The 22,141-nt window shown below is 73.8% G+C and carries 20 protein-coding genes; 10 read left to right on the forward strand and 10 right to left on the reverse strand.

All coding sequences use genetic code 11. The annotated features are described in order from the left end of the window. Positions 1-56: 56 nt before the first annotated feature. Entirely contained in the window at positions 57-1,259 is a 1,203-nt protein-coding gene (glgA, locus tag ACPXCB_RS00380; protein ID WP_425871111.1) for a glycogen synthase, read from the forward strand. Positions 1,260-1,520: 261 nt separating this feature from the next. On the opposite strand, the gene ACPXCB_RS00385 is transcribed toward glgA, so the two are convergent. The 4 genes from ACPXCB_RS00385 to ACPXCB_RS00400 all read right to left on the reverse strand — a co-directional run bounded on the left by ACPXCB_RS00385 (position 1,521) and on the right by ACPXCB_RS00400 (position 3,696). Further along, complete coding sequence (locus tag ACPXCB_RS00385; RefSeq protein ID WP_425871113.1) at positions 1,521-1,976, reverse strand: type II toxin-antitoxin system VapC family toxin; 456 nt, start codon at positions 1,974-1,976, stop codon at positions 1,521-1,523. Next, a complete protein-coding gene (locus ACPXCB_RS00390; protein ID WP_425871115.1) occupies positions 1,966-2,205 on the reverse strand; it encodes an AbrB/MazE/SpoVT family DNA-binding domain-containing protein in 240 nt (79 codons plus the stop codon). The genes ACPXCB_RS00385 and ACPXCB_RS00390 overlap by 11 nt, the downstream gene beginning before the upstream one ends. 71 nt (positions 2,206-2,276) lie before the next feature. Next, a complete protein-coding gene (locus ACPXCB_RS00395) occupies positions 2,277-3,482 on the reverse strand; it encodes a helix-turn-helix domain-containing protein (RefSeq protein WP_425871117.1) in 1,206 nt (401 codons plus the stop codon). Between the two features lie 16 nt (positions 3,483-3,498). Then, the gene (locus ACPXCB_RS00400; RefSeq protein ID WP_425871119.1) at positions 3,499-3,696 is read right to left on the reverse strand and encodes a hypothetical protein; all 198 of its coding nucleotides are present in this window, start codon (positions 3,694-3,696) and stop codon (positions 3,499-3,501) included. Positions 3,697-3,963: 267 nt separating this feature from the next. Between ACPXCB_RS00400 and ACPXCB_RS00405 the strand changes: the two genes are divergently transcribed. The 3 genes from ACPXCB_RS00405 (at position 3,964) to glgB (ending at position 8,691) form a co-directional block, all read left to right on the forward strand. Then, a complete protein-coding gene (locus tag ACPXCB_RS00405; protein WP_425871121.1) occupies positions 3,964-4,191 on the forward strand; it encodes a winged helix-turn-helix domain-containing protein in 228 nt (75 codons plus the stop codon). Between the two features lie 316 nt (positions 4,192-4,507). Continuing rightward, complete coding sequence (locus tag ACPXCB_RS00410) at positions 4,508-6,601, forward strand: maltotransferase domain-containing protein (protein ID WP_425871123.1); 2,094 nt, start codon at positions 4,508-4,510, stop codon at positions 6,599-6,601. Beyond that, positions 6,589-8,691 (forward strand): 1,4-alpha-glucan branching protein GlgB, encoded by a 2,103-nt coding sequence (gene glgB / locus ACPXCB_RS00415; RefSeq protein ID WP_311412834.1) that lies wholly within the window; start codon positions 6,589-6,591, stop codon positions 8,689-8,691. Before ACPXCB_RS00410 ends, glgB begins: the two co-directional genes overlap by 13 nt. Before the next feature lie 11 nt (positions 8,692-8,702). On the opposite strand, the gene ACPXCB_RS00420 is transcribed toward glgB, so the two are convergent. From ACPXCB_RS00420 to ACPXCB_RS00430, 3 genes are all read right to left on the reverse strand, one after another. Then, positions 8,703-9,983, reverse strand: a complete 1,281-nt coding sequence (locus ACPXCB_RS00420; protein ID WP_425871125.1) for a PQQ-binding-like beta-propeller repeat protein — start codon at positions 9,981-9,983, stop codon at positions 8,703-8,705. Positions 9,984-10,054: 71 nt separating this feature from the next. Then, positions 10,055-12,079 (reverse strand): family 10 glycosylhydrolase, encoded by a 2,025-nt coding sequence (locus ACPXCB_RS00425; protein ID WP_425871127.1) that lies wholly within the window; start codon positions 12,077-12,079, stop codon positions 10,055-10,057. Between the two features lie 570 nt (positions 12,080-12,649). Beyond that, complete coding sequence (locus tag ACPXCB_RS00430) at positions 12,650-13,690, reverse strand: App1 family protein (protein ID WP_425871129.1); 1,041 nt, start codon at positions 13,688-13,690, stop codon at positions 12,650-12,652. Between the two features lie 180 nt (positions 13,691-13,870). On the opposite strand from ACPXCB_RS00430, the gene ACPXCB_RS00435 reads away from it, so the two are divergent. The 4 genes from ACPXCB_RS00435 (at position 13,871) to ACPXCB_RS00450 (ending at position 18,238) form a co-directional block, all read left to right on the forward strand. After that, positions 13,871-15,490, forward strand: a complete 1,620-nt coding sequence (locus ACPXCB_RS00435; protein ID WP_425871131.1) for a hypothetical protein — start codon at positions 13,871-13,873, stop codon at positions 15,488-15,490. Positions 15,491-15,551: 61 nt separating this feature from the next. Further along, entirely contained in the window at positions 15,552-16,349 is a 798-nt protein-coding gene (yaaA, locus tag ACPXCB_RS00440) for a peroxide stress protein YaaA (protein ID WP_425871133.1), read from the forward strand. Between the two features lie 102 nt (positions 16,350-16,451). Then, on the forward strand, positions 16,452-17,126 hold the full coding sequence (locus ACPXCB_RS00445) for a hypothetical protein (RefSeq protein WP_425871135.1): 675 nt from the start codon (positions 16,452-16,454) through the stop codon (positions 17,124-17,126). A gap of 137 nt (positions 17,127-17,263) precedes the next feature. After that, the gene (locus tag ACPXCB_RS00450; protein WP_425871137.1) at positions 17,264-18,238 is read left to right on the forward strand and encodes a TAXI family TRAP transporter solute-binding subunit; all 975 of its coding nucleotides are present in this window, start codon (positions 17,264-17,266) and stop codon (positions 18,236-18,238) included. Between the two features lie 50 nt (positions 18,239-18,288). Here the strand turns inward: ACPXCB_RS00450 and ACPXCB_RS00455 are convergent, their stop codons facing one another. The 3 genes from ACPXCB_RS00455 to ACPXCB_RS00465 all read right to left on the reverse strand — a co-directional run bounded on the left by ACPXCB_RS00455 (position 18,289) and on the right by ACPXCB_RS00465 (position 20,901). After that, positions 18,289-19,782: an ATP-binding protein gene (locus ACPXCB_RS00455; protein ID WP_425871139.1), complete on the reverse strand. Its 1,494-nt coding sequence runs from the start codon at positions 19,780-19,782 to the stop codon at positions 18,289-18,291. Positions 19,783-19,791: 9 nt separating this feature from the next. Then, complete coding sequence (locus ACPXCB_RS00460) at positions 19,792-20,448, reverse strand: response regulator transcription factor (RefSeq protein WP_425871142.1); 657 nt, start codon at positions 20,446-20,448, stop codon at positions 19,792-19,794. Between the two features lie 141 nt (positions 20,449-20,589). Then, positions 20,590-20,901, reverse strand: a complete 312-nt coding sequence (locus tag ACPXCB_RS00465; protein WP_311412826.1) for a hypothetical protein — start codon at positions 20,899-20,901, stop codon at positions 20,590-20,592. A 114-nt stretch (positions 20,902-21,015) separates the two neighbouring features. Between ACPXCB_RS00465 and ACPXCB_RS00470 the strand changes: the two genes are divergently transcribed. Together ACPXCB_RS00470 and ACPXCB_RS00475 are read left to right on the forward strand one after the other, a co-directional pair. Then, the gene (locus ACPXCB_RS00470) at positions 21,016-21,354 is read left to right on the forward strand and encodes a DUF952 domain-containing protein (RefSeq protein ID WP_311412825.1); all 339 of its coding nucleotides are present in this window, start codon (positions 21,016-21,018) and stop codon (positions 21,352-21,354) included. 159 nt (positions 21,355-21,513) lie between these two features. Continuing rightward, positions 21,514-22,059: an acyltransferase gene (locus ACPXCB_RS00475; RefSeq protein ID WP_425871145.1), complete on the forward strand. Its 546-nt coding sequence runs from the start codon at positions 21,514-21,516 to the stop codon at positions 22,057-22,059. The last annotated feature ends 82 nt before the right edge of the window (positions 22,060-22,141 follow it).

Consider the following 22,141-nt stretch of genomic DNA (forward strand, 5'->3'; position numbering starts at 1 on the left):
TACGGCACAGTTCCACAACCGGGTGCGACCGCGCGTTCTGCACTAGGGTGCCGTTCATGAACGACTCCGCCGGGCTGCGCGTCGACCTGCTGACCCGTGAGTACCCGCCCGAGGTGTATGGCGGCGCCGGTGTGCACGTCGAGTACCTGGCCCGGGAGCTGCGCCGGCTCGCCGACGTCCGGGTGCACTGCTTCGGCGCGCCGCGCACCGAGGCGGGCGTCACCGCGTACGCCGAACCGGCGGGCCTGACCGGCGCGAACGCCGCGCTGCGGACGATGGGCGTGGACCTGGAGATGGCCGCGGCCTGCGCCGGCACCGACGTGGTGCACAGCCACACGTGGTACGCCAACTTCGCGGGGCACACGGCGAAGCTGCTGCACGGCGTGCCGCACGTGGTGACCGCGCACAGCCTGGAGCCGCTGCGGCCGTGGAAGGCCGAGCAGCTCGGCGGCGGCTACGCGCTCTCCTCCTGGTGCGAGCGCACGGCGTTCGAGGCTGCCGACGCAATCGTCGCGGTCAGCGAGGGGATGCGGCGCGACGTGCTGACCGCCTACCCGGCGGTGAACCCGGACCGGGTCCGGGTGGTGCACAACGGCATCGACACGGCGCAGTACGCCCCGGACCACGGCACGGACGTGGTGGACCGGCTCGGCATCGACCCGGCCCTGCCCAGCGTGGTGTACGTGGGGCGGATCACCCGGCAGAAGGGCCTGCCCTACCTGCTGCGCGCGGCGCGGGACCTGCCGGCGGACACCCAGCTGGTGCTGCTCGCCGGCGCGCCGGACACCCCGGACATCGCCGCCGAGGTGGAGGGCCTGGTGGCGGAGCTGCGGGCGAAGCGCTCCGGGGTGGTGTGGGTCGCGGAGATGCTGCCGAAGCACGAGGTGATCCAGGTGTTGACCCACGCCACGGTCTTCGTCTGCCCCTCGGTCTACGAGCCGATGGGCATCGTGAACCTGGAGGCGATGGCCTGCGAGACGGCGGTGGTGGCCACCGCCACCGGCGGCATCCCCGAGGTGGTCGCCGACGGCGAGACGGGGCTGCTGGTCGGAATCGAGCAGGCCACCGACGGCTCCGGCCGGCCGCTGGACCCGGACCGCTTCGTGGCCGACCTGGCGGCGGCGATGAACGAGCTGCTCGCCGACCCGGCTCGCACCGCCGACTTCGGCCGGGCCGGACGGCGGCGCGCCGTCGAGCACTTCTCCTGGGACACCATCGCCGCCCGCACCATCGACCTCTACCGCTCGCTGCTGGCGTAACGAAGGGCACCGAAGACACGTCTCGCCGACGGCGGGCAGGATGGCGGCATGGGCTGGCGGAGAAGACGCGCGCCGGTGCGGCTGCGCAGCCGTTGGCTGCCCGGGTACTGGCTGCGACACCCGCTGCTGAGCCTCGTGGTCCTGCTGCTCGGCGCCGTGGTGTTCCTGCGGCTCGGGATCGACTCGGCGCACCGCGCGCACCGGTTGGCCGCGTACGGCGTGCGTGCCGAGGCGACGGTGCTGGAGGTGCACCGCGCGGCCTCAGCCCGTCGGAGTGATCAGATCGAGCTTCGGGAAATAAGTGCGGTATCGAGCGCCGTCGCGGGTGAGCAGCCGGTACCCACACACCGCGGCGTGCGCCCCGATGTAGAAGTCGGCGATCGGCGATCGCTTGGCCCCTCCCTGGGACCGATATCTGGCGTAGGCCTTCCCGGCCAGGAACCCGGCCGGGTAGGGCAGTTCCTCGCGGAGGAAGTCCGCTGCGGGAAGCGCCTCGTCGAACTCCTCAATGGTGTCGAACCGCACGGAGACCTCGGCGTAGACGATCGGATTGATCACCAGGGCGCCGGTGTCCCGAGCAGCGGCGAGGGCGTCACCCGACCAGCCCGCCCAGTTCGGGTCGTCGGTGAAGATGTCGAGCAACACGTTCGTGTCCACCAGCGTCGTGGCCGAGGCGGCGGGCCGCGGTGCCAGCGCGCGGAGACGCTCACTCCCCACGTAGCAGCTCCATCAGCTCGTCGGTGGACATCCCGCTGGTCTGCTTCCCACCGCCGCGACCGCGCATGTGCCGGACCAGGCGCTGGCCCCTGGTCTCCGCGCCACTCACCCGGACGATCCGCAGCGCACCGCCCTCCTCCACGACGTCGACCTCGTCGCCCTCGTGCAGCCCGTGTCGGGCCCGCAACGCGGCCGGGATCGTGACCTGGCCCTTGCTGTTGAGTTTCATGACGCCTCCCTTTACCACGTAATACAAACGATACGTGTCGGGGGTGGATTCGGGCAGGCTGCGAGACGGGCTCAGGTGACGTGCAGGGCGGCGGCGAGGCGGGCCAGGCCGGCGGGGGCGGCGGCGTACCGGGCCACGGTGGCGACGAGGTCGCGCGCCGCCGGCCGGTCGTGCACCTCGCTGTGCGCGGTGCGTTCGGCGTCCAGCAGCGCCCGCCCCGCCCGGACCATGTCGCCGGCGAGAGCGTGTACGCGGGCCACGTCCAGCAGGTACGCCGCCCGGTGCTCGGGCGGCAGCCACCGCCACTGCTCACCGGAGACCAGCCGCTCGTGCCGTACCGTCGCCGCCTCGACGTCCCCGACAGCGGCATCGGCCACCACCCGCGCCGCCTCGACCGACGCCCGGCCGAAGCCGCCGCCGACGGTGCCGACCGCTGCCGCAGCCTGGTCGAGCAGGGCGGCCACCCGGCGCTCGTCTCCCCGGCCGGCAGCGGCGAGGGCGGCCTGGAGCAGCAACGTCACGCGCAGCGACGGGGCACCGTCACCGCCCGGCGGCAGGGCGCCCTCGGCCGACTCGCCCGGCGGCAGGGCGCCCTGGGCCGACTCGCACGGCGGGAGACGGCGGGCGGCCACGAGCGCCGTCTCCATCGCCGAGCGCCGCCGGCCGACGGCCCGCAGCGCCTGACTCAGCGGTACGGTGGCGACGGCGGCCAGCCGCGCGTCGTCCGTGGCCAGCGCCACGGCCATCCCCCGGTCGGCGGCCAGCCACGCCAACTCCCCCTGGCCGACCTTGACCAGCACCAGGGCGACGAGCCCGTACGCGCGCACCAGCAGTTCGCCGGTGACCGGGTCTGGGCGGGCAACCCGCGCCTCCCGGGCGGCGTCGAGCAGCCCGGGCAGCAGGCCGAGCAGGATCGGGTACCGGGCGTGCCGGTAGCTCTGCTCGGCATGGTCGAGGCGGGCCCGCACCTTCGCGACGTCGGGCGGCCGGGACGACGCCTCGACGTGGTAGCGGGCCAGGGCGGCCCGGACCCGCGCCACACCGGCAACGGCGACGTCCGGTTGCCCGATCCGCTCCGCGAGCAGTACCTCCAGGTCGATCCGCAGCGCCTCGGCGACCTCCCGCAGGTTGGACATCCGTTCCAGCGGGCGTACTCCGCGCTCGACCTTGTCCACCCAGCTCTTCGACTTGCCGAGGCGGTCGGCGAACTGCTGCTGGGTCATGTTGCGCCGCACCCGCCACTGGGCGACCCGCCGGCCCACCGGCAGGCCGGTCACCGTCGGCCCGTCCCGCTCACCACAGGATCCCGACCGCGACGAGCACGAGTACGAGCAGCGCCACCGTGATGCCGTAGGCGTACTGGCGACGGGTGAGCGGCGCGCGCTGCGGGCGGGGCGGGCAGGGCACCTGATCTCCGTCGGGTTGCCGAGCGCGGGCACCCGGAACCGGATGCGCCGCCGGCAGCGGCCCGTCAGACGGACGCTCCTGCATCGTGAGCCTCCTTGCGGGTGAGTACAAAACGTGCGGTCAGAACGAGATGCGCGAAACATGCGGTGTGGATCAGGGTGAGGTGGATCAGGGCGGGTCGGGCGGAGAGGACGATCCGCGTTCCCTCGCCCGGCCCCGGGGCGCTCCGCTGCTGACGAGAGAACCCCTGCTATGCCAACTTAGAAGGCACTGCCTTCACAGTCAACAGAGCATGCACGGCGTGTCACTCCGGGTGCGAAGATCGGTTCGCTGACGAGAGGTGGCGCCACCATGCCGCAAGCACCGCTGTATGAGCAGATAATCGCCGACGTCACGGCCTCAATCCGCGCGGGCACCCTTCAGCCCGGCGGCAAGCTGCCGTCTATCGCCGAGATGCGCGAGCAGTACCAATCGAGCGCATGGCCCGTGCGATACGCGCTGCGGATCCTGGAGGAGAGAGGCTGGATCGTGACCCGGCAGGGCAAGGGCTCGTTCGTGGCAACCGAACCGCCCGCCTGAGCTCCGATCTTCCACCCGCTGGGCATAACGTTCCGGATCTCGGGACAGCAGTAGATCTTGGCAGGAAACGGCCCTTCAGGGGGCCATTTCGTACCAAGATCTACGCTGCCACCGCCCACGCCCGCCATCGTGCCCCGCCCGCCACCACCCACGCCCGCCAGCCGCCGCGCCTTGAGCGACGACGGCGGACTCGGGCGGATGGTGCGGGCACCAGGTGTCCGCCGGGCCCTGACCGGACCTCCCCGGACACGTCAGGAGGGAGGGCGATGGGGTGCTTGGCCGCGCGCGAAAGGATCTCGCGCAGTAGGTTGAACCGGTGACTGGACGGTTCCCGATCGAAGACGTCTCCCCCGTCGTCTCCTGCGGTCGCTACCCGGCCAAGGCGGTGGTCGACGAGCCGGTGCCGGTGTCGGCCCGCGCCTACCGGGAGGGGCACGACGCGCTGGGCTGCAACGTGGTCTGGCGTGGTCCCGACGGGCGGGCCCGACCGTTCACCCGGATGCGTCCCGGCGAGCCCGGGCAGGACCGCTGGCACGCGGTGATCCGCCCCGACGCGGTCGGCGAGTGGGTGTTCACCGTCGAGGCGTTCCAGGACCCGTACCTGACCTGGCAGAACGCGGTCACCAAGAAGATCGCCGCCGGTCAGGGGCCGGCGGACCTGGCCAACGACCTCGCCGAGGGCGCGCGGGTGCTGACCGCGGCCGTGGAGTTGGTGCCGGCCGGCGACGCGGGGCGGGTCCGCGCGGCGGTGGCGGCGCTGGGTGACGCCGACAGGGAGCTGCCCCGGCGGGTCGCCCCCGCGCTGGAGCTGGCCGACCTGCTCTGGGAGCACCCGGTCCGCGAGCTGGTCACCACCGGCGCGGAGCACCGGCTGTGGGTGGACCGTCGGCGGGCGCTCTTCTCCGCCTGGTACGAGTTCTTCCCCCGCTCGGAGGGGGCCGTCCCGGCCACCGCCGACGCGCCGGCACGCTCCGGCACGTTCGCCACCGCCGTCGAGCGCCTGCCCGGCGTCGCGGCGATGGGCTTCGACGTGCTCTACCTGCCGCCGATCCACCCGATCGGCCGGGTCAACCGCAAGGGCCCCAACAACTCGCTGACCGCCGGGCCGGACGATGTCGGCTCGCCGTGGGCCATCGGCGCCGCCGAGGGCGGCCACGACACCATCCACCCCGACCTGGGTACGCCGGAGGACTTCCGCGACTTCGTCGCCGCCGCCGCCGAGCAGGGCCTCGAGGTGGCGATGGACCTGGCATTGCAGTGCGCGCCGGACCACCCGTGGGTGACCGAGCACCCTGAGTGGTTCACCACCCGGGCCGACGGCAGCATCGCGTACGCGGAGAACCCGCCGAAGAAGTACCAGGACATCTACCCCGTCAACTTCGACAACGACCCGGAGGGCATCCGGGCCGAGGTGCTGCGGGTGGTGCTGCACTGGGTCGGCGAGGGCATCCGGATCTTCCGGGTCGACAACCCGCACACCAAGCCGTTCGACTTCTGGCACTGGCTGATCGCCGAGGTGAAGAAGGTCGACCCGGACGTGCTCTTCCTCGCCGAGGCGTTCACCCGGCCGGCGATCATGCACGGGCTGGGCAAGGTCGGCTTCACCCAGTCGTACACGTACTTCACCTGGCGCACGTCGGCGGCGGAGATGCGGGCGTACTGCGAGGAGCTGGTCGAGGCGGCCGACTACATGCGGCCGAACTTCTGGCCGAACACGCCGGACATCCTGCACGAGTCGTTGCAGCACGGCGGCCCGCCGATGTTCAAGATCCGGGCGGTGCTGGCCGCGCTGCTCTCCCCCTCCTGGGGCATGTACGCCGGCTACGAGCTGTTCGAGCACGTCGCCCGCCCCGGCGCGGAGGAGTACCTGGACAACGAGAAGTACGAGCTGCGCCCCCGGGACTGGGCCGGCGCGCAGGCGCAGGGCCGCTCCCTCGCCCCGTTCGTCGCGGTGCTCAACCGCGTACGCCGGGAGAACCCGGCCCTGCAACAGCTGCGCAACCTGGTCTTCCACGACATCGACAACCCGGCGCTGCTCTGCTGGTCCAAGCACGACCCGGAGACGGGCAACACCGTCGTCGTGATCTGCTCGTTCGACCCGCAGACCGTGCAGTGGGGCAACACCACGCTCGACATGCCCGCGCTCGGCCTCGACTGGCACGACCGGTTCACCGTGCGCGACGAGCTGACCGGCGCCAGCTACGACTGGGGGCAGCGCAACGCCGTGCGCCTCGACCCGTACCTGCAACCGGCGCACGTGCTGACGGTGCGGCGACCCGCCCCCGGTGCCGGCCCCGCGCCGGCACAGGCGGCGCCGGACCTGACCGTCGAAGACGTCCCCGACGACCTCTCGGGCGGCACCGCCCCCACCACTCCCGCCCAAAAGGACGACGCCCGATGGACCAGTTGATCGCCGGCGCCACGCACGACCCGCACGCCGTCCTCGGCGCGCACCCGGCCGACGGGCGGACGGTCGTCCGGACGCTGCGCCGGGGCGCCGCCGACGTCGCCCTCGTCGTCGACGGCGAGCGGCACCGGATGCGGCGGGTGCACGACGTCGGCGTGTTCGAGGCGGAGGTCGCGGGCGAGGTGCTCGACTACCGCGTCGAGGTCGACGGCCGGACCCACGACGACCCGTACCGCTACCCGCCCACCCTGGGCGAGCTGGACCTGCACCTGATCGGCGAGGGCCGGCACGAGCGGCTCTGGGAGGCGCTCGGCGCGCGGGTCTTCGACGAGGGCGTGGCGTTCACCGTCTGGGCGCCGAACGCGCGCGGGGTCCGGGTGGTCGGCGACTTCGCGGGCTGGGCGCCGGACGACGGCTGGCCGATGCGCTCGCTCGGCGGCAGCGGGGTGTGGGAGCTGTTCGTCCCGGGCGTCGGGGCGGGGGCCCGCTACAAGTACCGGATCCTGGGCGCCGACGGGCAGTGGCGGGACAAGGCCGACCCCCTGGCGGCGTACGCGGAGGTGCCGCCGGCCACCGCGTCGGTGGTGCACCACTCGACGTACGAGTGGGGCGACGCCGACTGGCTGGCGCGGCGGGCCCGGCGGCAGCCGCACCAGGAGCCGATGAGCGTCTACGAGGTGCACCTCGGCTCGTGGCGCCCCGGGCTGAGCTACCGTGAGCTGGCCGAGCAGCTGACCGCGTACGTCACGGAGCTGGGCTTCACCCACGTGGAGTTGCTGCCCGTGATGGAGCACCCGTTCGGCGGCTCCTGGGGCTACCAGGTCACCGGCTACTACGCGCCGACGTCCCGCTTCGGCGACCCCGACGAGTTCCGTCACCTCGTGGACGCGCTGCACGCCGCCGGCATCGGCGTGATCCTGGACTGGGTGCCGGCGCACTTCCCCAAGGACGAGTGGGCCCTCGGGCGCTTCGACGGCACCGCCCTCTACGAGCACCCCGACCCGCGCCGGGGCGAACACCCCGACTGGGGCACGTACGTCTTCGACTTCGGCCGCCCGGAGGTGCGCAACTTCCTGGTCGCCAACGCGCTCTACTGGTGCGACCAGTTCCACGTCGACGGGCTGCGGGTGGACGCGGTGGCCTCGATGCTCTACCTGGACTACTCCCGCCAGGAGGGGCAGTGGCTGCCCAACCGGCACGGCGGCCGGGAGAACCTGGAGGCCATCGCGTTCATGCAGGAGGTGAACGCGACGGTCTACAAGCACCACGCCGGGGTGACGATGATCGCCGAGGAGTCCACCGCCTGGCCGGGGGTCACCCGCGCCACGGCCGACGGCGGGCTCGGGTACGGCTTCAAGTGGAACATGGGCTGGATGCACGACACCCTGCTCTACACGTCGAAGGACCCGGTCCACCGGCAGCACCACCACCATCAGCTCACGTTCTCCCTGGCGTACGCCTGGAGCGAGAACTACGTGCTGCCGATCAGCCACGACGAGGTGGTGCACGGCAAGGGCTCCCTGGCCGGCAAGATGCCCGGCGACACCTGGCAGCGGCTGGCCAACGTACGCGCCCTGCTGGCGTACATGTGGGCGCACCCCGGCAAGCAGCTGCTCTTCATGGGCTGCGAGCTGGCCGACGACCGGGAGTGGAGCGAGGAGCGGGGCCTCGACTGGTACCTGCTGCACGACCCGGCCCGCGCCGGGGTGCAGCGGCTCGTCGGCGACCTGAACCGCGTCTACCGGGACACCCCCGCGCTGTGGGCGCAGGACACCGAGCCGGCCGGCTTCCGCTGGATCGCCGGCGACGACGTCGCCAACAACACCGTCTCGTTCGTCCGGATCGCCCCCGACGGCGCGACCCTGGTCTGCGTGGCGAACTTCTCCGCCCTGCCGCTGGAGGACTACCGGGTCGGGCTGCCGGCCGGCGGCACCTGGGCGGAGGTGCTCAACACCGACGCCCACCACTACGGCGGCTCGGGGGTCGGCAACCTGGGCGCCGTGCACGCCGAGGACGTGCCGTGGCACGGGCTGCCCGCCTCGGCGGCGCTGCGGGTGCCGCCGCTCGGCGTGCTCTGGCTGCGCCGCGACTGACCGTACGTGGATCAGCCGACCGCGGGATGGACAGTCATCTCCCTCTGTTCGACTTCGATCCCGAAACCCGGAACGACGACTTCGGGGACGAAGGGGAGATCCGTGACCTTGTCCTGCCCCGTGCGCGCGTCGAGGATCAGCGGCCCGTTGCTGGTGGATCCGTAGACCATGCCACGTCGGGCCGCCGTGATCCTGGGCGCCTCCCGCCCGGAACCCTTCTCGGGCACCTGCCACAGTCGCTTGTGGGACGTGGCGTCGTACGCGACCATCGTTCCGTTCCGGCTGCTGAGGTGCTGCGAGCAGACGACGACGCTCTCGTCGTCGTATCGACAGACGCTGGAGCTACCCCCCGTCTCCAGGCGGATGACCTCGCGACCGGTCTTCAGGTCGACGATCCCGTTGGGCCCGTCGCCGCGGCGGCCCACCGGGTACACCTGCAGCAACCCGCCGCCGAGCGGGCCGTTGATCAGGTTGCCGACCGGCCTTGTCTCCTCGTGGGCCCACACCTGGGAACCGTCCGACGCGGCGAGCCCGATCGTCGAACTCGGGGTCCGGTCCGGATGCGGCTCGGAACTCATGCCGGCGACGACGTCGCCGTCGAGGGCTCGGGCCTGAAAGGCGGGCTCCGTCCACCGGGTCTTGCCGGTCCTGGCGTCGAGGACGGCGGTGAAGTCGCCGCTGACGCCTCCCGTGTCATACGAGTCGGTGGACAGCACGACATGGTCGGAGCTGGCCGCCACCACCTTGTCGACCCCGAGGCTGCCGTCATCAGGGATGCCCCTGTCGTCCACGTCCGACTGCCAGCCGGGCGCGCCATCGGCCAGCCCGAAGCTCGCCACCCGCAGCACGGTGCGGTCGGGAACCGTTCCGCTGCCTGCGATCTCCACCCGGTAGGTCACGAAGGCGGTCGGCCTGCCGTCCACCTCCGCGATCATCGGCCCGGTGTTGCCCAGCCTGACGGGCGGACCGGCCAGCGGCGCACTCCAGCGACGCGCACCCGTGGCCAGGTCGTACGCGGCGAGCGCGTTGTTGCCCTCCAGCAGATATGCGGCCCCGTCCCGGACCTGGAACATTCTGCTGGGCAGCGGTATCCGGACCGGCTTCGCGGCAAAGGCCAGCGGAGGGTCGAGTGCCGACGACTCGGCAGGGCTCGCCGAGGCTGTTTGCGGTGGAGGCGGAGGCGGTGGCTTGTCATCAGCACATCCCGAGACACCCACGGCCAGCGCCAGCACGGCTGCCGAACCGGCGGCAACACGTCGACGCATGAGCCCTCCCCTGGTCACGAAACGCATCTATCGGCCCGACCCTATCGTTGGCCGGCCAGTTCCCCGGGGCGGCGGGACGCCCCGGGGAACGGGCATGCTCAGAGGCGGGTGATCCGGATCGCGTCGGCGACGACGTACCCCTGGGTGCTGGTCCAGCGGCTGACCCCGACGACCTGGCGCGTCCCCGCGGCGAGGTCGTAGGTGCCGAGCACCCGCCACTGCCCGCCGCCGCTGCGCTGGTCGACGGTGGCCGTCACGTTCCCGTTCGCCGTCGCCACCAGGTGCGGCGTGGCGCTGTTGTAGCCGGGGTCGGCCGGGTACCAGACCTCGACCCGGTACGAGCCCGCTGCGGGCAGCGTCGCGGTGAACCAGGCCGGGTCGCTGACCGCCTGCGGGCTGGCGAACCGGTAGTTGGCCCCGTAGCGCGCCGGGAGGTACGACGACGTGCCCCAGGTGGTGGCGGCCGTGAAGCCGCCGGCGGTGGCGTTGTCCACGATCACGCTGAACGTACCGCCGGTGCCGGTGACGACCCGCGCGTTGCTGGCGGCGCTCTCATGGTGCAGCCGGTCGAGCGCCGTCACCAGGTACCGGTAGGTCGAGCCGGCCGCGGCGGTGGCGTCGGTGAACGTCCCGGTGCCGCCCGAGGCGCGGACCGTGCCGAGCAGGTTGCGGGCGTCGGCCAGGTCGCAGGCGTCTACCGCACCGTCGCCGGGCAGCCGGTACACCGCGTACGCGGCGGTGCTGCCGGTGGCGCCGCGCTGCCAGGTGAGGGTCACGCCGCCCGTGCCGCGTACCGCCGAGGTGAGGTTCGGGGCGGCGGGCGCGGCGCCGCCCACCCCGGCCGGTGCCAGCGCGGGCCGGCGGTAGTGGTCGGTCGCCGTCCGGGAGACGGCGCCGATGCGGTCCGCGCGGACGTCCTTGGCGCTGAAGTGGATGTCGCCGACGATCCGGGGGTAGCTGCGGTTCAGCGTGAGGTGGTCGGTCAGCTCGGCCGGGTCCTGCCAGGCGGCGTCCTGCCCGGACGCGCCGGCGCGGTAGGTGGCCTGCCCGACGAGCAGCTGCACGTCGGTGCCGGCCACGGTCTCGGACCACCAGCGGACCAGCTCCGCGTAGTCGGCCGCCGGGTGGCCGATGTGCCAGTAGATCTGCGGGGCGATGTAGTCGACCCACCCCTGCCGCACCCAGCGCCGGGTGTCGGCGTAGATCGCGTCGTACGACTGGAGGCCCGTGGTACGCGAACCGAGCGGGTCGGTGCCGGCGTTGCGCCAGATGCCGAACGGGCTGACGCCGAGCTTCACCCACGGCTTAACCGCCCGGATCTTGTCACGCATCTCCCGGACCAGTAGGTTGACGTTGTTTCGCCGCCAGTCGCCGATGGTGCTGAAACCGGCGCCGTACTGGGCGTAGGTGGCCTGGTCGGGGAAGGCCACCCCGCTGACCGGGTACGGGTAGAAGTAGTCGTCCCAGTGCACCGCGTCGATGTCGTAGCGCTTGACGGCGTCCATCATCGCGTCCTGCACGAAGGCACGCACGGCGGGAATGCCGGGGTTGTAGTAGATGTGTCCGCCGTAGGTGACGGTCCAGCCCGGGTTTTTGCGGGCCGGGTGGCTGGTCGCCAACTTGCTCAGGTCGGTGTGGTTCGCCACCCGGTACGGGTTGAACCAGGCGTGGAACTCCAGGTTGCGGGCGTGCGCCTCGGCCACCATGAAGGCCAGCGGGTCGTAGCCCGGGTTGCCGCCCTGGGTGCCGGTCAGCCACTGCGACCACGGCTCGTACGTCGACGGCCAGAACGCGTCGGCGGCGGGGCGGATCTGCACCACGACGGCGTTCATCCGCCGCTGCTTGGCCAGGTCGAGCCAGCCCCGGTACTCCGCCTGCTGGGCGGCGGGGGTGAGCCCGGTGCGGCTGGGCCAGTCGATGTTGGCCACGCTGGCGATCCACATGCCGCGCAGCTGCCGCTTCGGGGTGGCCGGGTCGGTCACGCAGGCCGCCTGGGCGGCGACCGGCACGGTCTCCGGCGCGGTGTCCGACGCGGTCCCCGGCCCGGCGGGCGGGGCGGCAGGGGCGGCCGTGGGGAGGGCCGCGCCGAGCGCCAGCGCCGCCGCCAGCGCAAGCCCGGACAAGTATCGACCATAATCTCTACGCACGAAAAGATGTTCAATGTTGCTGGCTTGTTGCGCAAGTATCCTTCACAAGTTTTCGCCCCTGCGGACCTCACCTCGGACCGGACGAGAGAATCCCGTCACGCACCGCTCACGGTGCGTCACCCTCTAGCTAAGGCCTCCGATTCTCACTCTGCGTCATCGAGGATTGCCCTACGGAAGGCTCAGGACCCGGCACCCCGCACCAAGGAACGGCGTGACCAGGTGATTCACCTCATCCCGCCGAGGACGCCCCCATGCCTCCGCGCTCGCTTTGCTCTGCAGCCACATACGCGCCACTAACGCAGCGTGCCTGGTGCCGATATGGCTGCAGAGCAAAGCGAGCGGAGCGGCAGCAGCCAAGCGGAGGCTTCGACCACTCTGCGTAACACGAGTCGCTGTGACGGCCTCAAGGAACGCTCCCCTCGAGGGCGCCCCGCTCCGGACGGAGCAGGCAGTCCGGGCAAAGCAGGCAACCCACCACCCGCTTGCCCGCAGCCGCCGGCAGCAGCCGCCGCCACGTCGCAGCCGCCGCCGCCCGGAAGCGGGGCGTCAGACCAGGCCGGCGTCGCGCAGCAGCTTCCACAGGCCGGCGCCGTCGGGCGCGGAGAGCCACTTCTGCCCCACCGGCCCCGCCGACGACTCGCCGGCCGGGGTGGGCAGGCTACCGGCCAGCACCGCCTGCGTGGGCGAGAGCCGGCGGATGCCCACGCCGGCCACGTTCTCCGGGTGGGCGGCGGCGAACTCGCGGTAGATCTCCGGGTCGTGCTGCCCGTCGTCGCCGACCAGCAGCCACTTCACGTCGGGGAACTCCTTGGCCAGCCGGGCCAGGGTGACCCGCTTGTGCTCCCGTCCGCTGCGGAACCAGCGGTCGGCGGTCGGCCCCCAGTCGGTCAGCAGCAGCGGCCCGGCCGGGTAGAGGTGCCGGGACAGGAACCGGGTCAGCGTCGGCGCCACGTTCCAGGCGCCGGTGGAGAGGTAGAAGACCGGAGCGCCCGGGTGCGCGGTGACCAGCCGCTCGTAGAGCACCGCCATGCCGGGCACGGCGTTGCGGGCGTGCTCGTCGAGGACGAACGTGTTCCAGGCGGCGAGCAGCGGCCGGGGCAGCGCGGTGACCATGACCGTGTCGTCGATGTCGGAGAGGATGCCGAAGCGCACCTCCGGGTCGAGGATGCGCACCGGCGCCTCGACCGGCTCGGCGTCCGGCAGGCTGATCCGCACCGAGCCCCAGCCGGGCGGCAGGCCCGCCTCGACCACTGCGTCGACGAACCCGCTGCGGTCGGCCCGCGCCTCGTGCCGTTCCCCGCCGGCCTCAATGGTGACCGTGACGTGCTTGGCCGGCAGCGTGGTGAAGCTGCGCCACCCGCGCACCTTCTCCAGCCGGCCGCGTTGGCGGGTGTCCGGCCGGCTCAGCAGCACCCGGCACATCACCCGCACCCAGCCGGGCGCGCCGTAGCCGGTGTACGCGATGACGTTCGTCCGCCAGCCGGTGCGCCGCAGCCGGCGCTCGACCAGCGAGTGCACGGCGTCCTCGATCCGCGCGGCCCGGTGCAGGTTCGGTACGGCCAACTGGCCGGCGGCAGTGGGTGGCACGCCAGCAACCCTGCCACAAACCGGCCACCTCGGCCACGCGAGGCGATCTTCCTCAGCCGCCGGGAAGCCCGAGGCCATGCCCGCCGTGGTCCGGCGGATCGTCCGCGCTGCGCCGATCCGCCCCGGCCGGCCCCGACGGCGTGAAACACTCCGGTCGGGACGACGACGGGGGCGTTGGTCGTGTCGCAACCAGTGCGCAAGCGTGGGCGGTGGCGCCCGCAGCTCGACCGGCCGGCGCTCGTGGCGCTGCTGTTCGGGCTCGCCGGGGTCGGCTACCGGCTGGTCCTGACCCTGCACACGGTGCCCGTCTCCAACAGCGACGAGGCGACGTTCGGGCTGGCCGCGCTGCACATCGCGCAGGGTCGCGAGCTGCCGGTCTTCCTCTACGGGCAGCGCTACATGGGGGTGCTGGAGTCGTACCTGGCCGCGCCGCTGATCGCGGTGGCCGGACCGGGCTGGCCGCTGCTGCGCCTGCCGCTGCTGCTGCTCTACGCCCTCTTCCTCTGGCTGATCCACCGGCTGACGCGGCGGATCGGCTCGCCCTGGTTCGCCACCGGGATCGTCGGCCTGCTGGCGCTCGGCGGGGAACGGGTCGTCCGGGACCAGCTGACCGTGGTCGGCGGCCGCCCGGAGGTGAAGGTCGCGGTGCTGGTGATGCTGCTGATCGCGGTGGGACTCGCCCGCGCAACGGTGCGGCACCGCCGGCTGGCCGTCGGGCTCTTCGGCCTGCTCGCCGGGGTGTCCGTCTGGTCGGACTGGCTGATCCTGCCCTACCTGGCGGTGGCCGCGCTGGTGCTGGTGTGGGTGGCCCGCCGGGAGCTGCTCGGCTGGGCCGGGGCGCTGCTGCTGGCCGGGTTCGCTGTCGGGATCGCGCCGATGATCCGGGACAACCTCCTCGCCCCGCCCGGCGAGGACTCGCTGTCGGTGTTCCGCGAGATCAGCACCAAGGCGGGGCCGACGCCGCCGTGGTCGCAGCGCCTCGACGGCGGGCTGCTGGAGGGGGTGCCGCTCGCCGCCGGCCTCTGCCCGATCGACGGCTGCGCCCGCTGGCAGGGCTGGTTCGGGCTGCTCTACCCCGTGCTGCTGGCGGTCGCCGCCGCGCTCGCCGTCCTCGCGTACCGCCGGGCCGCGGGCGCCCCGCGCGGCGAGCGGGTCGGCCCGGTGGTGCACCTCGCGCTGGTCGTCGGCGCGGCGCTGACCCTGCTGTCGTACGTGCGCAGCCCCCTGGCCGCCACCAGCCCCCTGGACAACGCCCGCTACCTGTCGGTGCTCCAGCTCTCCCTGCCGGCGGTGCTCTGGCCGCTCTGGCTGGCGGCGGTCGCCTGCTGGCGGGGCACGGTCGGCGCGTTCGGCCGCCTGGCCGGCGCGCTGGCCACCGCCGTGCTCGCCGCGCTGGCCGCGACCACGCTGGTGGTGACCGTGCTGTTCGCGGCCACCGGCACCGCGGCGTCCCGGGCCGAGGAGCGGCAGGCCCGCGAGCTGGCCGACACGCTCCGCGCGGGCGGCCCCCGCCAGGTGTACGGGGACTACTGGACCTGCAACCGGCTGATCTTCAACACGGCCGAGGCGGTGGTGTGCGCGGTGCTCGACGGCGACCTCACCCCCGGGCAGAACCGCTATCCCGCGTACTGGCGGCAGGTGGGGCGGGCCGACCGGCCCGGGTACGTGCTGGCGGCCGGCTCGGCGGCGGAACGGCGGCTGCGCCGGCTGCTGGGCGACCGGGCCGACGCCGCGCTGGTCGCCGACGTGGGCGGGTATCGCGTGTACCACCCCCAGACGCCGGTGCGGCCGTGGCGGTAGGGCCGGCCCGTACGCTGGCCGGACCGGCGCGCGGACGCCGCGCCGAGCCGAGGAGTCACCGATGCTCATCCTGCTGCCGCCCTCCGAGGGGAAGGCCGACGCCGGCACCGGCCGGCGGCTGGACCTCGCCGGGCTCTCCCTGCCGGAGCTGACCGGCGCCCGGGAGGAGGTGCTGACGGCGCTGGTCGCGCTCAGCGCCGACGGCGACGAGGGGGCGGCCCTGGCGGCGCTGGGGATCAGCGAGGGCCAGCGCGGCGAGTTGCGCCGCAACGCCCGGCTGCGGGCGGCGGCCACCGCGCCCGCCGGCCGCGTCTACACCGGGGTGCTCTACGAGGCGCTCGATCTCGCCTCGCTGCCGGCGCCCGCGCAGCGGGCCGCCCGCCGATCGGTGCTGATCAGCTCGGGGCTCTGGGGCGCGGTACGCCTCACCGACCGGATCCCGCCCTACCGGTGCCCGATCGGGGCGCGGCTGCCGGGGCTCGGGGCGCTGTCGGCGTACTGGCGGCGGGCGCTCGCGCCAGCGATGGCCGCGGCGGCCGGCGACGGGCCCGTGCTCGACCTGCGCTCCGGCGCCTACGCGGCCACCTGGGCGCCGCGCGGCGAGGTGGCCGACCGCACGGTGACCGTCCGGGTGCTGCACGAGCGGGAGGTCGACGGCGTGCCCGTCCGGTCGGTGGTGAGCCACTTCAACAAGGCGACCAAGGGCCGGCTGGTCCGCGACCTGCTGACCGCGGGCGCCCGGCCGCGCACCGTCGACGGGCTGCTGACCGCGCTGCGCGACCTGAAGTATCCGGTGCTGGAGCAGCCCGCCCCGCCCGGCCGGCCACGCCAGGTCGACGTGATCGTCACGGAGCTGTAGGACAGCCGCAAGATTTCCTCAAGGCTGGGGCCGATCGGTTTCCCCGGCGGCGTCGAGCGACCACGGTAGAGGGACCCCCGACGCCGACAAGGAGTGCCCACGTTGGCTCCCGAACAGATCCTGCTCGATCGGCCGCGCCTGCCCTCGACGCCGCCGCCGTTGGACTGGTCCACCCTGGCCGACGCGTTCGAGGCCGCCTGCCTGCTGCGCTGCACGCCCCCGCCGGCCGTCGTCGGCACCCGCCGGCCGGCGGCGGAGCACCGCCCCCCGTCGGTGGAGTTCAACCGGGAGGAGGCGGCGCACCGCATGCGTCAACTCCTCCACCGGCTGGACGTCCCCATCGAGCACGAGGTGACCGTGGGCGGCCTCCGCCGCCGCTTCGAGCTGCACCGGCTCTCCGTGCCGCACCAGCACCGGCCGGCGTACGCGAGGACGCTGGAGGCCGGCTGGCGGCAGGGCCGGCGCGAGCTGCTGGGCGGGCCGGTCCCGGGCGCGTCGACCGTACGGCGGGCGTGGCGGCCCCGGCTGGCCGCGGCCGCCTGGCGGGCCGCCCTGCTCGCCGGTGGGCGGCACGTCCGACGGCACATCCTCGGCGTCCGGATCACCGACCGGGAACTGGCCGCCATCCTGGTACGCGGCGCGGCCCTGCTGGACGTTCCGGCGCTGCTGCGCCCGGGCACCGGCTGTTATCTGGTCTGTGTCGCCGACGGCCCGGACCGCCAGCGGATCCTGCACAGCACCGCGCTGGATCCCGCCCACCTGCGCGAGCGGTCATGATTGCCGGATGAGCACGTTCGGCGGCGCTGCGGCCCGGTCGCGTACCGCAGCGAGCTGACCATCGTCACCGACACGCCGCCGGGTTCCTAGCCCGGTCGGTGGGCGGCGGGTTGCGGCGACGGCCCGCACGGCGCAGAGTGCAGCGCGTGAGTCGCACCGGGTTCCGCCGTGTCCGCCCGCGCCTTGTCCGCCCGCCGACGCTGCTGGCGCTGCTGCTGGTGGTGGCGTTGCCCGGCGTGGCCGGCTGCCAGGATGCTCCCGAGCCACCGGTACGGATCCGGATCGCGACCGGCAGCCCGACGGCGGTCTACCACGCCTTCGGGCAGTCCCTGGCCACCGTGCTCAACCGGGAGCTGCCGGACGTCCGGGCCAGCGTGGTGGTGACCGCCGCCTCGGCGGAGAACGTCCGGCTGGTCGGCTCCGGCGAGGCCGAGCTCGGTTTCACCCAGGCCGACGTGCTGCCGGCGGCGCCGGCGACGCACCCGTCCGTGGTCGCGGTCGCCCGGGTCTACGACGACCTGCTGCACCTGGTCACCACCGCCGGCGGTCCCGTCCGCACCCTGACCGACCTGCGCGGGCGGCGGGTGTCCGTGGGAGCGTCCGGCTCCGGCACCGAGATCACCGCCGTCCGGGTGCTGGAGGTGGCCCGCCTCGGCGGTGACCGGGTACGCCAGGAGCACCTCGGCCTCGACGACTCGGTCGCGGCGTTGCGGGCCGGCAAGATCGACGCGTTCTTCTTTTCCGGCGGGCTGCCGGTCAGGGCGCTGGAGCAGCTCACGGCCGACAGCGCGACCCGGATCGTCGACCTCGGCGAGTGGACCGGGCCGCTGCGCGAGAGCAACCCGGAGGTCTACGTCTCCCGGGACATCCCCCGCTCGGTGTACGGCACCGACCCGGTGACCACGGTGGCCAACCCGAACTTCCTGATCGTCCGGGCCGACCTGCCGACGCCGCTGATCCGGGAGGTGACCCGGCTGCTGATGGAACGCCGCCAGGAGTTGGCCGCCGCGCACCCGGCCGCCGGGCGGATGAGCCCCCGCTCGGCCATCGCCACCGCCCCGCTGCCGCTGCACCCCGGCGCCGCCGAGTGGTACCGCGCCGCCAAGCCCTGACCCCGCGGGGCAGGTCTCATGGACGGGGCAGCTCGACAGGCCCGACGGCCTCAGCGCTCGACCGCCCCCGCCGGGAGTGACTCGGCAGCGTCGTCGCGGGCCGGCGCGGCGGGAGCGCCGGGCACGGTGTCGGCGGGAGCGCCGTCCCCGCGCGCGGGGGCGTCGGGGGCGGGGGCGGCGGGGGCGGGGAACCAGAGGCCGGCGACCAGGCCGCGCGGCTCGCCCCCGCGCATGGTGAGCCGCCCGTCCGAGGCGTCGACCAGCACGGCGACGATGGTGAGGCCCAGCCCGGCCCCGTCGATGTTCTGCACCTCCGGGGCCCGCCAGAACCGCTCGGTCGCCTGCCCGAGCTGGCTCGCCGTCATGCCCGGCCCGGTGTCCCGGACCTCCAGCGCGGTGCCGTCGCCGTCGTGCCGGACGGTCACCGTCACCTCCCCACCGGCGTCGCTGAACTTGACCGCGTTGTCGATCAGCGCGTCCAGGGCCTGGTCGATGGCGGTCGGCACGGTCCGCGCGTACGCCGGGGCGTCCCCGGCCACCAGCCGGAGGGTGATGCGGTGGTGCCGGGCGAGCGGCTCCCAGGCGGCCACCCGGGACGCGGCGACGGCCGCCGCGTCGACGGTGACCCGCTGGTTCTCCCGCCGCTCGGCGCGGGCCAGGGTCAGCAGCGCGTCCAGCACGAGGGCCAGCCGGTCGGTCTCCTCCAGGGCCAGTTGGTGCTCGGCACGCCCGTCCGCGTCGGTGAGGCTCGGTCCCAGCTCCTCCACCCGCAGCCGCAGCGCGGTCAGCGGGTTGCGCAGCTGATGGCTGGCGTGCGCGACGAACGCCCGCTGCCGGTCCATCACGTCGGAGACGACGTCGGCCATGTGGTTGAAGCTGGTCGCCAGGCGACGCAGCTCCGGCGGGCCGAGCCGGTGCTGCACCCGCGCGCCACGGTCCCCCTCGGCGATCTCATGGGTGACCGCGTCCAGCTCGGTGACCGGGCGCAACACCCAGCCGGCCAGCCCGAACGCGGTCAGCACGCAGGCCAGCACGGCGAGCAGGCCCGTTCCGGCCAGCACCAGCCACCAGACGGTCACGGCCCGCCGGACCGGATCGGCGGGGGTGGTGATGACCACCGCCCCGAGCACCTCGCCACCGTCGTTGATCGGCACCGCCACGACGATCGGCCCGTCGACCCACGGCCAGACCGAGTCCGGCCCGCTGGCCTGCTGGCCGGAGAGCGCCATGTCCAACGCCTCGCGGGAACCCGAGGCCATCCGCCAGCTCCCGGAGGCCGCCACCGTCCGACGCTCCCGGTCGACCACCGCCGCGCCGATGTCGTACAGGGCGTCGTAGCTGCGCAGCTCGTTGGCGAGCGGGCCGGGCATGCCGCCGCGCAGCGCCGGGCCGGCCAACGAGGCGAACCGGGTGGCGTCGGCGAGCCGGTCGGCGCGTACCCGGTCGGTCTCCCGGTTGGCCAGGGTGACCGCCAGCGGGGTCTCCAACGCGATCAGCACCAGCACCATCAACAGCAGATAGCTGATCACCAGCCGACGTCGCACGGCGTCCCCTCACTCGCCGCGCAGTCGGTAGCCGACCCCGCGTACGGTCTCCACCAGGCCGGGGTCGCCCAGCTTGCCACGCAGCGAGCCGACGTGCACCTCGACGGTGTGCCCGTCGCCCCAGGTCGAGCCCCAGGCGTCGAGCAGGATCCGTTCCCGGGCCACCGCCACGCCGGGCTGCCGGGCCAGGGAGAGCAGGACGTCGAACTCCTTGCGGGTCAGCGCCACCGGCCGGCCCCCGACGGTGACCGTCCGGGCGGACACGTCGACGCGTACCGGCCCCACCTCGATCAGGTTGCGCTCCGGCACGGTGTGCGCCGCGCGGCGCAGCACCGCCTCGATGCGCGCCTGGAGTTCGGTCATGGAGAAGGGCTTGACCACGTAGTCGTCCGCGCCGAGCCGCAGGCCGAGCACCCGGTCCCGTTCCTCGCCCCGGGCGGTCACGGCGATGATGCCGAGCTGGCTGCTGCGCCGCCGCAGCTCCCGGCACAGGTCGGTGCCGTCCCCGTCGGGCAGGGTCAGGTCCAGCAGCACCAGGTCGCAGGGGGCGGCGCAGAGGGCCGCGGCGACGGTCGCGGCGTGCTCCACCTCGTACCCCCGGCGGGTGAGGGCGGAGGAGAGCGCGGCGGCCACCCGGCGGTCGTCCTCGACCAGCAGGATGCGCACCCGGGGCCCCCATTCGTCGGTCCGTCGACCCCGAATGGTGGCAGAAGTACGCCCGCGACGGGAGGGCCGGTCCCGCACCGACCCGGCGACGGCCGCGTCGGCGCGCCGGCGCCGGGGCGCCGGTGGTGGTCGACCGGCAGGTCAGAGACCGAAGACCTCGTCGGCCGTGGCGTCGCGGACCCCGTCGACGAAGCCCCGGAAGCCGGGGTCGTCGTGGCTGGCGGGCACGCTGGTGACGATCTCGCCGGTGGCCTGGGTGACGGCGTCGACCAGGGGCGGATAGTCGATCTCGGCGTCCGGGAGGGTGTCGTCGTCCGCCTGGCCGAGGTTGATCACGTGCTGCACGTCCTCGGTGGGGGTGTCCGGGTCGCCGGCCCACTCGCCGCCCGCCCGGTGGCACTCGTCGTACAGCGCCCGCTGGCTGTCGGTCCAGTCCTCGTCGTAGCTCTCCATCGCCATCCCTCCGCGACCCGCTGCCCCGAGCATGCCGGGCGGCGGCGGGCACCGGGGCGGTACCCGGAAACCGGGACGGCCGCCCGCGGGACCGGCCGCGCGTAGGCTGCCGGGGTGATCTACAAGCTCCTCACCACCACCGAGTGGGACGACGCGCTGGCCGCCGGCCACCTCGACGGTACGGCGCTGGACCGGCAGTCCGGGTTCATCCACCTCTCCGGCGCCGACCAGGTGGTCGGTACGGCCCGGCGGTACTTCGCGGGCGCCACCGGGCTGACCCTGCTGACGGTGGACCCGGACCGGTTGGGCGACGCGCTGCGTTGGGAGCCGTCGCGCGACGGGGCGCTCTTCCCGCACCTGTACGGCCCGCTGCCGGTGCCCGCCGTGGTGGCCGCCGACGCGCTGCCGGCGGACCTGCCGGTCGCCGACGCGGTGGCGGCGCTGCTCGCCTGACGGGTCGCTATGCTACGCCGAGTCCGCTCCCCCGACCTCGCCCGCGCGCCCCGGGGCGGGTGTGGCAGAACCGATCCGCGCGATCGACGCCCGCCCGGCGTACGCCGACGCGGATCACCGACGGCGCGACGCCGCGCCCCGAGCCATGCGAGTTGAAGGATGACTGACAGCAGTTCCCTGCCCCCCTCCGTCTTCGTCCACCCGACGGCCGACGTCGAGGAGGGTGCCCGCGTCGGCGACGGCACGAAGGTCTGGCACCTTGCCCACGTCCGGTCCTCGGCCCAGGTCGGCGCCGGCTGCGTCATCGGCCGCAACGTGTACGTCGACGCCGGCGTGACGGTCGGCGACCTGGTCAAGATCCAGAACAACGTCTCGGTGTACCAGGGCGTCACCATCGAGGACGAGGTCTTCGTCGGCCCGTGCGCGGTCTTCACCAACGACTTCCGGCCCCGGGCGCAGAATCCGGACTGGACGATCACGCCGACCCTGGTCCGCCGGGGCGCCTCGATCGGCGCCAACGCCACCCTCGTCTGCGGCATCGAGGTCGGCGAGTACGCGATGATCGCGGCCGGCTCCGTGGTGACCCGGGACGTGGCGCCGTACCAGCTCGTCGCCGGCAACCCGGCGCGCCCGAAGGGCTGGGTCGACGAGCGCGGCGAGGTCGTCTCGCGGGACGTCGACACCCCGCCGCAGCGACAGGGCTGACCTTTCGACGACGACGGCGGTGGACGGGTGCCAGCGGCCACCCACCTAGTGGGCGTGCCGGGGTCCCGGAGCAGGGCGACAG

It is taken from the genome of Micromonospora sp. DT62 (assembly GCF_049847285.1).
GTDB lineage: Bacteria > Actinomycetota > Actinomycetes > Mycobacteriales > Micromonosporaceae > Micromonospora > Micromonospora reichwaldensis.